This is a genomic window from Rhodohalobacter sulfatireducens (genome assembly GCF_022012475.1).
GTDB classification, from domain to species: domain Bacteria; phylum Bacteroidota; class Rhodothermia; order Balneolales; family Balneolaceae; genus Rhodohalobacter; species Rhodohalobacter sulfatireducens.
Map to the genome: position 1 here is coordinate 244,939 of NZ_JAKLWS010000002.1, position 13,485 is coordinate 258,423.

Here is a 13,485-nt window from a genome sequence, read left to right on the forward strand (position 1 = left end):
AGAATACCCGTCAGACCGCTTGGAGCGGTCTGACGGGTGAAATGCTATCCCAACTTTTCAAGTGCTGTATCAATCCGCCGGGTCACTGCTTCTTTACCAAGAAGTTCCATCGAAGCGAACAGGTCGGGACCAAATCCCTGGCCTGTGATGGCAATTCGAAGTGGCATCATCAGCTTTCCAAAGCCAACATCTTTTGCATTAATGACGGATTCAAGAGATGATTTTAAATTGCCTGCTTCAAAATCAGATAGTTCTTCAATTTCTGTTTTGTAAAGGCCGACAAGTTCAGCGCTCTCGTCTTTCCATTTTTTGAGAGCTTTTTCATCATACTCCTTGGGATCTTCAAAAAAGAAACGTCCCATCTCAAGGATCTCTTCTATCTTGCTGATCCGTTCTTTCAGCAATCCCACAGCACTTTTTAGGTATTCGTCGTTTACGTTATCGATCAAACCGTCATCAGAGATTACTTTCAATCGATCGGCGATCTGTGAATCCGGTTGCTCACGCAGGTAGTGCTCGTTATACCATAATAGTTTTTTATGGTTGAAAACTGCTCCGCCTTTGCTCACTCGATCCATCGTAAAAAGTTCGATTAGCTCATCAAGTGAATGGATTTCGCTGTCATCACCGGGGCTCCAGCCGAGGTAGGCGAGGAAATTGACTAACGCCTCAGGCTCGTAATTCTGATCGATATAATCTTTCGTGTTAATCGGAATTCCTTCAGACTCCGCTTTACGCTTGGAAAGTTTTCCGCCGCTGGGCGACATGATGAGCGGAAGGTGAGCCATTTGTGGAATTTCCCAACCAAATGCATTGTATAAAAGCACGTGTTTGGGTGTACTGCTGAGCCACTCTTCACCGCGAATTACGTGAGAAATTTGCATCTCATGATCATCCACAACATTCGCCAAGTGATAGGTCGGCATACCATCTGATTTCAACAGAACCTGGTCGTCAAGTCCTTTGGTTTCAAAGGAAACATGGCCTCGTATCAGGTCTTCAAAACGAACAGTTTCACGTCGTGGAACTTTTAAGCGAACCACATATTCATCTCCTCGCTCCAGTCTTTTTTCGACTTCTTCCTGGGGAAGAGTGAGACTGTTTTTCATCGACTGACGCGTAATGGCATCATACTTGGGCGATGGATTTCCTGATTTCTTTAGCCGTTCCCGCATCTGATCAAGCTCGTCAGTTGTATCAAAGGCATAATAAGCCTGGCCTTTTTCGATGAGTTGTTCGGCGAATGTATGATACATCTCTTTCCGTTCGCTCTGCCGATAGGGTCCAAACTCGCCGGGTGTTTCGGGGCCTTCGTCAATATCAATTCCGCTCCATTTCAGGGAATTAATTATATCTTGCTCAGCTTCTTCCACATAGCGGCTCTGATCGGTGTCTTCAATTCTCAGGATAAATTTACCGTCGTGGTGTTTGGTGAAAAGGTAATTGTAGAGTGCCGTTCTGAGTCCCCCGATATGCAAATAACCGGTAGGTGAGGGGGCAAATCGAACTCGAACAGTGTTAGTCATAGATCGTCAATACTTTATTCAGATTTTTTCTCAGTTCAAAAATACGGTGAATTTGAACCGATGGCTAATAAATTCAGAAGGATGAGTAAGATCCGCGAAGTTTTCAAAACTTCACGCATCTATCTTTATCTCTAATGAAATTTCTACTCTCAATTTTATACATTGAGTTATAATCCTTACTTAAATTGGCTTCTATGCTTTACTCTCGAATTTTGTTTTACCTGTCTTTACTTGCAGTACTCGTTTTCATTGCATCGGGTTATGGTTACAACTGGGAGATATGGTCTCTCGGAATGGCATTTACACTCCTAACCTACAGTGCATATGCTACGATTGCCCTTGCACTGATTGGATTAATTTCGATATGGTTTTTAAGAAAAGGCCGGGCGAAAGCCATTGTTTTTGCCGTGTTGGCATTATTACTGACAGGTTCTGTTTCCATAACAGCTTTATACTGGCAGCAACGAGCTCAATCCGTTCCTCCCATTCACGATATAACAACAGATATCGAGAATCCACCGGAATTTTCTGCGATGCTGAGGCTTCGGGCCGATGCTCCTAATCCGCCGGAATATGCCGGGCCGGAAACTGCCGAGGCACAACGAGAAGCTTATCCCGAAATTCAGCCTATTATTTTACCTGAGAATCTGCAAGACGTCATGGATGCTGCCGTGATGTTGATCACCGATCGTGAATGGAAACTTGTGGCGATCAATCGGAACCAGGGTCGAATAGAAGCAACAGAGAAACTGGCCTGGTTTGGATTTAAGGATGATGTTGTTCTTCGGTTCACAGAAACTGCAGAAGGAACCCTTGTAGATATGCGTTCGAAATCCAGGATTGGCCGGGGCGATGTAGGCGTAAATGCTCAAAGGATTGAAGAATTTTTGGAAGATTTAGAGGATAGTGTTGATTAAAGATTCACTCAGTTGGATGTATGCAAAAAATTGAGAAATTTAGATTGAGGACTGGGCAGTGTTCATTTTGACTTTCACTTCAAATATTCCAGAACCTTTTTTGGCACAACCCACAACCCACAACCCACAACCCACAACCCAATTTTATGAGCATACCTCGTTTCCATCTCGCTTTTCCCGTTAAAGAACTCGAAAAAACGCTTGCCTTTTATCGAGATATACTTGGGTGTAAAACCGGTCGCAGTTCCGATAAATGGATCGATTTTGATTTTTGGGGCCACCAGGTGGTGGCGCACGTCAGCCCGGAGGATGCCGGGAAATCAGCTTCGAATGAGGTTGATGGCCACAAAGTTCCGGCAAAACATTTTGGGGTAATCTTGGAGTGGGATGAATTTTTTGAACTGGCCGAACGCCTGGAAGAGCACGATCTGGATTTTATTATTGAGCCATACATTCGGTTCAAAGGAAAACCCGGAGAACAAGCCACCATGTTTTTCCTTGATCCGAGCGGAAATGCACTTGAGTTTAAGGCGTTTCGGGATGAGTCGCAGATTTTTGCGAAGTAACCCATCCCCTCAATCCCCTTCCCTATCCCGAAAAACACGGAACAAGGAAGGGGAGGTAAATTCATGGCCAAACAAAAGCCCCTCCTTGTTTCAACAGTGCTTTTCTGTTGAAATAGGGAGGGGTTTGGGGTGGGTCAAAATCGCAAAGATTTAAGAAGAGCTCACCTTGGCTTCCTCAACAAACGGAATAACGGTTTCCCGCAGGAAATCAAAAATTCGATCCTGATAGCGTCGGGATCCGCTGCTTCGACCGAGATCGGAAGTGATAGAGATAACAGCTTCAAGTTCCGGTAAGATCATGATGTACTGCCCGCCATTTCCCCATGCAAAGAAGAGCTGGTATTTGCCAACAGGCCTTCTCCACCACATATACCCGTAATTGTAAGGATTGTAATTGCTGCGTGTGTACACCTGAACGGATTCCAAAATCCAATCTTTTGAAACTATTCTTTGACCGTTATACTCCCCTACATCCATCATCATCGTGCCGATTTTCAACAAGTCTAGCGGGGCTACGGCAAGGTTGTTGCCACCCATATAATATCCCTGCGGGTCGCGATCCCAGCCTCCAATTTGAATATCCATCGGTTCAAACAGATGCTCATTGGCAAAAGCCCGTGTGGACATCCCTGTGGCTTTGGTTAGAATCACAGAGAGCAGATGCGACGTCCCTGTGCTGTACACCATCTCCCCGCCCGGCTCCTCAACGAAGGGCTGGTCGAGGGTAAACTCAACCCAATTATTACTCATTACCCAGCGTCCGTAGTTCCGGAAGCTGGTGGTTTCGAGCCCGCTTCGCATCGTCAAAAGATCTTGTAGCGTGATGGCAGCTTTTGCCGAATCAGGATTTTGCTCAAAATAGTCCGGGAAAAAATCACTTAGCGGTTGATCGACCCCCTTAATGAATCCCTTATCTATAGCAATTCCAATCAATAATGAGACGATACTTTTGGATGCCGATTTAATATTCGTGGGATCATTTCCACCTATCGAGCCGTTGTACTCTTCGTGGATAATTTCTCCATCTTTCTGGATGATAAGACTTTGAATGGTTCCGATATCAAAAACGTCATTCAGCGTTTCCTGTTGGAAAGCAAAACCCCGGGTAATTGACAGTAAACAGATGATAAAAGGAAGAATAAATTTCATGGCTCTAGATACAACAGCAGAAAATTAATATCAATGGTTGCAGAGTTAACGCTTATGAGATTTACAACGTTTAAAACTTTTAGAAGAAACTGTTTTTATAAACACGTTTGAGCGTCCATCTCCATGTTGTATATTTGAGAAAAGCAAAACGAGTATGACTGACACTATTCAACTATCCATCATCTTAACGACTCACGCCAGGGAAAAGCATTTCAGCTCGCTGTTGAATGATATTCTTGAATTTGAGCACGGAAAGTTTGAGCTGATTGTTATTGATGATGCGTCTGACCCTGTTACATCGCAAGCGATTCAAAAAAAGATTGCTGCCAGCGGTAATGACCGGGTATACCTGTTTGAACACGATGAATCTAAAGGCAGGGGAGCATGCCTGAATGAGGCACTGGTTCAAGCATCCGGAACGATGATTTGGGCTCCATTGAGAGCCGATCGGCTGAATGAATCATTATTGAAGGAAGCGATCCGGAAATTCAAAGCCGATCCTGCCGCATTTTGGGTACTCGATTATAAACTCCCTGAAGAACCGGTGGATTGGGTTGATGCCGCCGAGGAGGGAGACTTACCGGATGACAGTTGCATGATTTGGAACCGTAATGTAATTCATCCCGAGCAGCTTTTTTTTAACCCGTTTTTAGAGCACCTACACGGAGCCGAATTGGCATTTCGCCTGGTAGACAGTAATGTTTGGTATACGACCGACCCATTTTTTGTGGTAGCTGATGATCAATCCGTCCATCCTACGCACCTGGATATCCAGGAGTTCTTGTATACCGCCCTGAGATTGAACAATGAAAGTGAGGTCCGAAAAGCTTTACTCGATGAGCTTCTGGATTCCGAATCAAGGCTTAAAAAACAAACTTCGGATGACGAATTCCTGATTCAATCCCGTCGCTTAATTCAACAGGGAGATGCAAAACGGGCGCTCGAGATAATCGACAAATTTTTAAAGCGGAACCCCGAACATCATGAAGGGAGCCGAATTAAAATTTCAGCACTTGAAAAATTACGCCGGCATGTAGAGGCCGCTGAGTTGAAGCACTCACTTCAGCGAAAACCGAAAGACCCGGAAGAACAAGCTGAGCTTTCACTGATTTCAGAGGAGGAGGAAACTGAAGCGCAGCTTGAGAGTTCAAATCAAGCAGATATCGAGGTTTCAGTTGTGATACCTACAACCGGGCATGGGAAAGAACCATTGGAGGTAGCCCTGTTACATCTTGAAAAAGCAGTCGATCCCAAAACCACGGAGTTGATCGTGATAGATAATGCGAGTATTGATGATACGTTTGACTACCTGGAACAACTCCAACAAGAGAGTTTTTTGAATATCACTGTGATAACCCACTCCTCCAACGAAGGTTTTGCGAAGTCTGTAAACCGTGGGATCGACTCTGCAAAAGGTGAGTTTGTCTTAATCATGCACAATGATGTGCAAGTGTCTAAAAACAGTGTGGACCTTTTGAAAAGGGGTTTTAAAAAATCGAACAAAGCGGCACTCACTGCACCGGTCTTAAATACCACCAAAATTGAGGCTCAAAGAAAGGAGCTCAATGTAGATGAGCCGTGGTTGATTTCCGAACGTGTAGACAGTTGCTGCTTTATGATCAGGAAAGACCTGCCGGTTCGTTTCGATGAAGAGTACCAGTTATGCTATTTCGAGATGGATGATTTTTGCAGGCAGATTACTGAAAGCGAGATGGAACTGGTTGTGGTTCGAAATTCAGTTGTTGAGCATCAAAGAGGCACCACAATTAAATTGATGGGCCTGGAATTGAATCCGGAATTGAAATGGATGAATCGTGAGCGGTTTTTTAAAAAATGGGGATCTGATCGTCCGATTGAGCTGCCCAACCAGGGAACTCATCCCGAGCGATTCCAAAAACTAGGTGCCCCGGATAACCCGATGAATCCCAGTTCTGAATGGGTGGAAACCGTTCAAAACTACCTGACGAATGAAGTTCGCACTGAAATTCTTCGTCAGGAATGGACAGACGATGAATTTTTCACCATTATACTTACACTCTTGATTGCTGATGAACGAGAGTTGCTCCGAACCCTGGAGGAAGAGATCGATGAGATGAAACCGGATACATCGCTTTTAGTTCTTTTTATCCACTATTATTTCAAGAAAAATATCTACTCCCGCTGTAAACACTACATGAGTCTGGCAGAGAAGAATCACCCGATTTTTGATCTATATCGTCTCAAGATTTTTGTTGCCGATAAGGAGTTCGATAAAGCGATTCCTCTTCTGAATGAGATGCTTGGTGAATATCCGTCGAGCCCCGAACTTTTCTACCTGGCCGGAGATATGTACGAGAAGAATAATGAACAGGGGGAAGCAAAGTCGTTTTTTGCGATGGCGTCTCAACTCGATCCCTATCGCTTTAAAGCCGAAGATTCATCGTTTGAGCTGAAGTTTTGAGTTGGATGGTGCGAGCATCCCGCTCGTGCCCATCGTAACAAGCACAAGCGAGACGCTTGCGCTATCTCATAATGAGATCTGATCATAAGTAGATACTCCTCTGCTTGTAAATCGGCTCGCTGAGCCGATCTAATCCCCGGCTCAGCGAGCCGGGTTACATTTAACTAACCTCTCAATCAGTTCATCCACGAACTCCTCGTGCTCTTCTTTCATAAAAACACTTCGGAGAAGGGTGGCATAATCTGCATCTACTTTATACTCAGGGAATTTCTTAGAAAATATGCCCGAAGGAATTTTGAAGAGACTCAGGTGATACCCTTTCTTGTCTAATTCCATCCCCTTATCAAATACTTCTTGATTTATCGAATTCAAATTACTGATAGATTTATCAGCAGGAACTTTGAAGTAAGCTGCGATATCGAGATCCGGTTCTTGATAAAGTTTCCAGCCTGTCAATTCTTTCATATGCGACGAAAACTTTTCAGCTGCCCTGATCGTGGAGGATAGAATGCTTCCAAGTCCCGATTTGGTAAGTGGCATCAGTTCCAGTGTTGCCCAGAAAGCTGCGGCGGATGCTCCTGCCCGGGAACACTCGAGGCTGATTTCACCGAGATGCAGATCATCTGATGTAAAGTAGGTATAGGGAGAATCATGTTTGAAGTATTTTCCGACAGCAGCGTCTTTGTAAAGAACACTGCCGCAACCATAGGGCTGTAAGCCATGCTTGTGGGGATCAATCACAATACTTTCGCATTCAAAAAGATGCTGCCAGTGTATATTTGAAGATAACTCATCAGAAATGAGTTTGAAGAACCCTCCGTAGGCGGCATCGGCATGAACCCGGATATCGTTCTCTTCGGCTACTTTTAAAATCTCTTCAAGAGGTTCAACGATTCCGAGTCCCGTTGTGCCCATTGTTACAACGAGAGTGCCGATTTTAGTAGAATTTTTTTTAACAAAATCCAGATCCGGGATTCCACGGTGGTTCACCGGAATCTTAATAAATTCACAATTGAGTACACGGCACATTCTTTGGTGAGTGTAGTGTGCATTTTCAGATGCTGCAATTGCTTTACCCGGATGAATTTCACGGGCGATAAACAGAGCCTCAAGATTGGCAATTGTCCCACCTGAAGTCAGATGTCCGAGAGAATTCGAATCATATCCAACCATGGAGGTCATTTTTTGGATCACCTCTTTCTCCATCTCTGAAGTTGGCGGCCCGCCGTCCAATGCGTGGTTGTTCGGGTTGATGGTCATCGCCAAGGCATATGAAAGCCAGGCGATGGGATGGGGAGGCTTCAGCATCTGCCCGGCATAACTGGGGTGGTGGAAGGGATAGTTACCTTCCAGCCGGGAAGCGAGCTGATCTGCAATCTCCCGAATTTTGTCAAGTTGACCAGCTGATGAGCCAGTTTCAGACAGCGAACCGTATGAATCTCGCCAGGTATCCAGCTTTCTTAGAGCATTTTTAAGGATCGGCAAGTATGGTTCAAAATTGTTCAAATCAGCTTAACGAATTGAGTAAGAGATTCCCAGTGAAAGAATTTGTGCAACCTGGATTTCTTTTGAAAAGTCGTCGTCATACACCAAATCGAGGCTCAAATTCGTATTGATGTAACTATTTATGCGGCCAATCAGTTTATTCGAGAATAAAACATCAGTGCTATTGACGCCGGTAGTAAAATTTGTGAATGTCTGAATGCTGGATGAAAACTGCACATTTTCCATCAGATCTGTTTCCAGGCTGGCACCGATGGTTAAACCCGCTTCAGATCGAAACTGATCCCCCTCATCAAGTCCATAGGTTTCGGAAAGAGACTCATCACTAACATATGTTTGCTTTAAACCAATACCCGCTTCAACAGAAAATATATCACTGGGGACATAAGCCAATCCAATGTTTTCATTAAAATAGGCAGGAGCCATAAATTTAGAAATCAGGATATTGCCGCCATCTTCAGCTGCACCGTAATCATATCCCTTATCAAATTGTGTTCGAAAAACAAGATTAGTAAAGAGTTTTAGCTCCGGATTTTCTTCATTGAGAGTGTACAAAAACCGGTTCAGAAAATAGAGCCGATCCGAAATTTTTCGTGTCCCTTCGTTTTCGATTCGGGTTTTTCCGTACCTGGTATCCAGAAGAAGCCCATATGCAAATTTTTGTTTCTTATAAAGAGTTGTAATTGTGGACGTACCCGTTGCAGCAATATTATTTGTACCGCCCTGTGCCCAGTTGGAGTACGATGCTTGCGATCCGTTTAAACCAACAGTCCAGGAGGTATTACTTCCCTGTAGAGTATCTGGGATAGAGATTGAATCCTGAGCGGATGCAAATGGGACATATAAAATGATGAATGAGAATAAAAGAAAGGTATGCTTCATAGTTTGATAAATAATTATTTTTCAATCAGTACAACTTCGTTTGGCGCTCCATCTTTCAGGCGGAGTTCAACTTGTTCATTGAGCTTAGTGGGTGCATCCACACCAACAATACTTGCAAGTATAGGATACTTTCGATGTCCTCGATCCACCAGCACCACTACGAAAACTTTTTCAAATGCAGAAAGTTCCTTTATTTTTCGGATGGATTTGAACATCGTACCACCACTGAAAATAACATCATCGATGATAAAGAGAGCGCTGTTTTGAACCTCATCATAACTTAATTCAAGAGTTGAATCATCTTCTGAATTGAGCTGTTTGAGAAATAAATAGCGTCCCGTGGCTTTATCCAGGTTTCCTTTGATCTTCCGTGCTATGCTGAATCCCCTCTCATTAAGGCCAATCAACGATATTTTTTGATTTCCCGCCTCTTCCAAAATTTGATAGGAGATTCGTTTGATAGTACGCTGAATACGTTTTTTGTCAAGAAGGATCATATACTTCAAAAGACTTTGTTAATTCGTTAAATTATTCAATTTATACAGGGAATAAAACAGAAACATTTTGAGAGCGTTATCAGGAACAAGAAAAATTAAATCATTAAGGAGCAACTATGAAGATCGCAAAAAAGATGTTATTACTCAGTAGTGGATTTGCAGGAGGTTTTCTTGCAGGTTACATGATTTCATCCGTTCAGACTTCCGACCAATTTCGATCACAAAGAAAACGTGTAGAAACAGCAATCTCAAGATTTAACCGGGTCTTGAGTGAGAGCCAGCAAAGGCTTTCAGAAGTAAACATTCGTTTAAAGAGAGAGTTCAGGCATCCAATTCCCGATCTCTACAGGGCCACCGAGTCGTTATCTCTCGATGAAAACGAATTGATTTATGACTAACCGGAATCCATACAGGGAGGAGCTTTTCCAGTGGATTTGGCAAGAGATTGAATTTGACTGTTCGAATTTAAAAACAATTTCCGGTAAACCGTTAAAAATCATTGATACAGGTTCACGGAATGTTGGAGCCGGCCCTGATTTTTTGGGAGCTCATGTAAGAATCGGCCATCGTGATTGGTATGGCAGTGTTGAGATTCACAAGAAAGCGGTGGAGTGGAACCAGCATGAACATCACAAAGACACAGAGTTTAATAGTGTAATTCTTCATGTAATTTATAGCGCAGATACTTCCACCGGTGTGAGAACTGAGGATGGACATGAACCGTTTACATTAGAATTGAAACCCTACCTCACGAAGAAAATCCATCAACTCCTCGATCAGAAACAGCGGAGCGGTATTGCCTGTTCGGGCAATGTTTCTTTTATCAACCAGGAAGCGTTTGAGAAACAGGTAGAGGTTGCGCACCGGGAATACCTTGAATATAAAGTGGAAGAACTGCTGGCTTTTTATGATCCGTCACTTCCAATTTCAAATGCCTGGCAGCAATCTATAATTACAGGAGTTTATCAGGCATTGGGAATTCCCTCCAACAAGTCCTCGATGAAAAACCTCGCACAAGAACTGTTTGGTGAATCTCTTCAGACAGAAGATTTTGCGGACTTTTCTGCCCAGATCGAACAGTTCGCTTTCAACTCAGAGAGAGATTTTCAATGGAAACAACATGGAATGCGACCGGCGAGCCGTCCCAAACCCAGGGTTAAGCAAGCAGCGGCTATTCATTTTGCAATTCAAAAAGTACCGTTTCAAATATTTTTTAAAAACAGTCCGGGTAAAACATGGAGGGAACTGATGGTTCACATTTATCCGGCAGTGCGGCCCGGAAAATCACGTCTTAGCCTTATAAAGCAGATTGTTTATTTGCCGGGAATCTATCTTCTCGGAGATCTTTTACATTCAACTCGCTTAAAGCAGACTGCCTTCGATGCGTGGACTTCATCTACCCAATACGTGCCGCCCGAGATGAAAACTCCTTTCAAAAAAGCCGGATTTTCGATTAATTCCTCAACAAAAAAGATTGGATTGGCCCACCAATACAAGAGATATTGCAGGGAAAAGAATTGTCATCGATGTGAAGTGTTTAAAAAAGCAATTCGTTCTTGATTGATATTTTTTGACTCTCTATCTTTGGGGTCTGTCGATAATACGATTGCCCGGTCGTCTAATGGCAGGACAGCTGGTTTTGGTCCAGTCAGTGGGGGTTCGAATCCTCCCCGGGCAACTCAGATAAAAGGATGCCAGACGGTACTCCTTTTTCTTTTATAGGAACCATGATAAAAACGATTTCTTGGATACGCCATTAGCCATATTTGCAGGGAGAAGCAACCTGGCACTTTCTCGTGCTATTGCTGAGAATTATGGCACAGAATTGGGAGAGGTAACGATCAAATCCTTTTCTGATGGTGAGCTCTATGTGAAGTATGAGCAGAGTATTCGTGGTGAGGATATTTTTGTAATACAATCCACACCACCTCCCGGCGACAATATTATTGAATTACTGTTATTATTGGATGCCGCAAAACGTGCCTCGGTAAAACGGGTTACAGCGGTTATTCCCTATTTTGGGTATGCACGGCAGGATCGGAAAGATCAGCCAAGGGTGTCAATCGCCTCCAAATTGATGGCGAATGTACTTGTGGAAGCCGGTGCGGACAGAATTCTGACCATGGATCTGCACGCATCTCAGATACAGGGTTTTTTCGATATTCCGCTTGATCACCTGTATGCGAGCCGCATTTTTATCGATTATTTTTCGAGAAATCCAATCGATAACCTTGTGGTTGTAGCACCGGACGTTGGTAGTTTGAAAATGTCTCGTGCCTACTCGAAAAAGCTGGGGTCGAGCCTTGCATTTATTGATAAGAGGCGGCCTAAGCAGAATGTAGCCGAGGTAATGAATATTATCGGTGAGGTGAGCGGCAAGAATGTTTTAATTGTGGATGATCTGATTGACACTGCAGGAACCATTACTAACGCAGCTGTGGCTTTAAAAGAACGCGGTGCGTTAAGTGTGATGGCAACATGTACCCACCCGATTTTATCCGGGCCGGCGTATCAGCGAATAGAAGATTCTCCAATTGATGAGCTATTGGTTACAGATACTGTACCGCTCCGAAAACCATCCGATAAAATAAAGGTTTTAAGTGTGGCCGGTATTTTTGCTGAAGCTATTGAGCGTATCCACACAAATGATACGATAAGTGCACTTTTTGATGATTAATCGATAACTGAAAAACAATGAATCAACCAGAATTATACCAACTCGAAGGCGAAAAAAGAGAGCTGGGAAGTAAAGTCTCTGAGTCTCTGAGAGAAAATTTACGAATTCCCGCGGTTCTTTACGGGCCCAAAGTAGAAGAGAATGTTCATTTTTCCATTAGTGAAGTTGAACTTGAGAAAATACTGTCGGTCAGCCAAACCAAGCTGCAAACACTTACGGTAGATGGAGAAGAGTACAAAACTCTCTTAAAGAATGTTGAATTCGATCCCGTTACAGATCGGGCATTACATGCCGATTTTTATGTACTGGACGATGAAACTCCGGTGAAATTGAATGTTCCAATTCGGCTCAATGGAGTTGCAATTGGTGTTCGGGACGGTGGTGGCCGCGTGTTCCAGCCAATGAGAATTGTTCGAATTAAAGTGATGCCGGATAAAATCCCAGCTATGTTTGAGCTCGATATTTCTGACCTTGAAATTGGTGACTCGCTCCATGTTAGCGAATTGGATATGGAAGGAATCGATCCGTTGGACGACCCGAGACGAACAATCGTAACGATTGCGCCTCCAAAATCCGAATCTCTGTTTACGACTTCACTTGTTTCTGAAGAAGAAGAGCTTGCTGAAGGTGAAGAACCAGAAGAGGGCGAAGAACTTGCTGAAGGCGAAGAAGTAGTAGAAGGTGAAGCTCAAGAAGGCGCTGACCAGAGCGAAGACAAAGAATAATAAATGAATCGGTTCGGCTGTTTATGGCACTGATTGTTGGCCTGGGAAATCCCGGACAGGAATACAAAGGTACGCGCCATAATGTAGGCTTTGAACTAATCGACAAACTCTCTGAGAAACTGACCATTACTCTTAAACCGGGTAATGGTCTTTTCTTTTTGGGAAAAGGAAAGTTTAAGGGAAAAAACGTAACCCTTCTGAAACCAACTACCTATATGAACAGGAGTGGAAAGGCTGTTTCAAAAGCTCTTGCAATTACAGGGAATTCACCCGCAGATTGTATGGTTTGTTACGATGATATACACCTGGAAATTGGCAGGATTAAATTAAAACCATCCGGGAGTGCAGGTGGACATAACGGCATGAGTGATATTATCGAGCGGTTGCAAACCAGGGATTTTCCGCGCCTCAGAATTGGTATTGGCAATGATTTTAAACGCGGGAGACAATCTGAATATGTTTTGTCTCCTTTTTCACGATCACAAAGGAAATTGGTCAACGAGACGCTGGAAGTTGCTTCCGATGCAATTATCACGTTTCTTCGTGTTGGAATTGAACGAACTATGAACGAGTATAACTAATTTTTCATAACAGATATCGCTA

13 protein-coding genes and 1 tRNA gene are annotated in these 13,485 nt (G+C 43.5%); 9 read left to right on the forward strand and 5 right to left on the reverse strand.

The genetic code is table 11. The annotated features are described in order from the left end of the window. Positions 1–44: 44 nt before the first annotated feature. The gene (gene gltX, locus L6773_RS03180; RefSeq protein ID WP_237852405.1) at positions 45–1,526 is read right to left on the reverse strand and encodes a glutamate--tRNA ligase; all 1,482 of its coding nucleotides are present in this window, start codon (positions 1,524–1,526) and stop codon (positions 45–47) included. A 194-nt stretch (positions 1,527–1,720) separates the two neighbouring features. Between gltX and L6773_RS03185 the strand changes: the two genes are divergently transcribed. Together L6773_RS03185 and L6773_RS03190 are read left to right on the forward strand one after the other, a co-directional pair. Beyond that, positions 1,721–2,443: a DUF1499 domain-containing protein gene (locus L6773_RS03185; protein WP_237852406.1), complete on the forward strand. Its 723-nt coding sequence runs from the start codon at positions 1,721–1,723 to the stop codon at positions 2,441–2,443. A 146-nt stretch (positions 2,444–2,589) separates the two neighbouring features. Beyond that, positions 2,590–3,009: a VOC family protein gene (locus L6773_RS03190; protein ID WP_237852407.1), complete on the forward strand. Its 420-nt coding sequence runs from the start codon at positions 2,590–2,592 to the stop codon at positions 3,007–3,009. A 150-nt stretch (positions 3,010–3,159) separates the two neighbouring features. Here the strand turns inward: L6773_RS03190 and L6773_RS03195 are convergent, their stop codons facing one another. Further along, entirely contained in the window at positions 3,160–4,158 is a 999-nt protein-coding gene (locus L6773_RS03195) for a serine hydrolase domain-containing protein (RefSeq protein WP_237852408.1), read from the reverse strand. A 154-nt stretch (positions 4,159–4,312) separates the two neighbouring features. Between L6773_RS03195 and L6773_RS03200 the strand changes: the two genes are divergently transcribed. Continuing rightward, positions 4,313–6,598, forward strand: coding sequence for a glycosyltransferase (locus L6773_RS03200; protein WP_237852409.1), 2,286 nt, complete (start codon positions 4,313–4,315; stop codon positions 6,596–6,598). 141 nt (positions 6,599–6,739) lie between these two features. Here L6773_RS03200 and L6773_RS03205 read toward each other — a convergent pair whose 3' ends face one another. From L6773_RS03205 to L6773_RS03215, 3 genes are read right to left on the reverse strand one after another with little or no spacing between them, the layout of a single operon-like run. Further along, positions 6,740–8,104, reverse strand: a complete 1,365-nt coding sequence (locus L6773_RS03205) for a pyridoxal phosphate-dependent decarboxylase family protein (RefSeq protein WP_237852410.1) — start codon at positions 8,102–8,104, stop codon at positions 6,740–6,742. A gap of 6 nt (positions 8,105–8,110) precedes the next feature. Continuing rightward, on the reverse strand, positions 8,111–8,983 hold the full coding sequence (locus tag L6773_RS03210; RefSeq protein WP_237852411.1) for a DUF3078 domain-containing protein: 873 nt from the start codon (positions 8,981–8,983) through the stop codon (positions 8,111–8,113). 14 nt (positions 8,984–8,997) lie between these two features. Then, on the reverse strand, positions 8,998–9,480 hold the full coding sequence (locus tag L6773_RS03215) for a phosphoribosyltransferase family protein (RefSeq protein WP_237852412.1): 483 nt from the start codon (positions 9,478–9,480) through the stop codon (positions 8,998–9,000). A gap of 116 nt (positions 9,481–9,596) precedes the next feature. Between L6773_RS03215 and L6773_RS03220 the strand changes: the two genes are divergently transcribed. The 6 genes from L6773_RS03220 (at position 9,597) to pth (ending at position 13,463) form a co-directional block, all read left to right on the forward strand. Further along, positions 9,597–9,878, forward strand: coding sequence for a hypothetical protein (locus tag L6773_RS03220; RefSeq protein ID WP_237852413.1), 282 nt, complete (start codon positions 9,597–9,599; stop codon positions 9,876–9,878). Continuing rightward, positions 9,871–11,040, forward strand: coding sequence for a DUF2851 family protein (locus L6773_RS03225; RefSeq protein ID WP_237852414.1), 1,170 nt, complete (start codon positions 9,871–9,873; stop codon positions 11,038–11,040). The genes L6773_RS03220 and L6773_RS03225 overlap by 8 nt, the downstream gene beginning before the upstream one ends. A 47-nt stretch (positions 11,041–11,087) precedes the next feature. Next, a tRNA-Gln gene (locus L6773_RS03230) sits at positions 11,088–11,158 on the forward strand. A 66-nt stretch (positions 11,159–11,224) separates the two neighbouring features. Beyond that, entirely contained in the window at positions 11,225–12,157 is a 933-nt protein-coding gene (locus L6773_RS03235; RefSeq protein WP_237852415.1) for a ribose-phosphate diphosphokinase, read from the forward strand. A 17-nt stretch (positions 12,158–12,174) separates the two neighbouring features. Continuing rightward, a complete protein-coding gene (locus L6773_RS03240; RefSeq protein WP_237852416.1) occupies positions 12,175–12,882 on the forward strand; it encodes a 50S ribosomal protein L25 in 708 nt (235 codons plus the stop codon). A gap of 23 nt (positions 12,883–12,905) precedes the next feature. Then, on the forward strand, positions 12,906–13,463 hold the full coding sequence (gene pth, locus L6773_RS03245; RefSeq protein ID WP_237852417.1) for an aminoacyl-tRNA hydrolase: 558 nt from the start codon (positions 12,906–12,908) through the stop codon (positions 13,461–13,463). Positions 13,464–13,485: the final 22 nt, after the last annotated feature.

Bases quoted from the DNA above. Each gene is read 5' to 3' on its own strand.
- L6773_RS03210 (WP_237852411.1), bottom strand. From the start codon at position 8,983: ATGAAGCATACCTTTCTTTTATTCTCATTCATCATTTTATATGTCCCA.
- L6773_RS03225 (WP_237852414.1), top strand. From the start codon at position 9,871: ATGACTAACCGGAATCCATACAGGGAGGAGCTTTTCCAGTGGATTTGG.
- L6773_RS03215 (WP_237852412.1), bottom strand. From the start codon at position 9,480: ATGATCCTTCTTGACAAAAAACGTATTCAGCGTACTATCAAACGAATC.
- L6773_RS03195 (WP_237852408.1), bottom strand. From the start codon at position 4,158: ATGAAATTTATTCTTCCTTTTATCATCTGTTTACTGTCAATTACCCGG.
- gltX (WP_237852405.1), bottom strand. From the start codon at position 1,526: ATGACTAACACTGTTCGAGTTCGATTTGCCCCCTCACCTACCGGTTAT.
- L6773_RS03240 (WP_237852416.1), top strand. From the start codon at position 12,175: ATGAATCAACCAGAATTATACCAACTCGAAGGCGAAAAAAGAGAGCTG.
- L6773_RS03190 (WP_237852407.1), top strand. From the start codon at position 2,590: ATGAGCATACCTCGTTTCCATCTCGCTTTTCCCGTTAAAGAACTCGAA.
- L6773_RS03200 (WP_237852409.1), top strand. From the start codon at position 4,313: ATGACTGACACTATTCAACTATCCATCATCTTAACGACTCACGCCAGG.
- pth (WP_237852417.1), top strand. From the start codon at position 12,906: ATGGCACTGATTGTTGGCCTGGGAAATCCCGGACAGGAATACAAAGGT.
- L6773_RS03185 (WP_237852406.1), top strand. From the start codon at position 1,721: ATGCTTTACTCTCGAATTTTGTTTTACCTGTCTTTACTTGCAGTACTC.
- L6773_RS03220 (WP_237852413.1), top strand. From the start codon at position 9,597: ATGAAGATCGCAAAAAAGATGTTATTACTCAGTAGTGGATTTGCAGGA.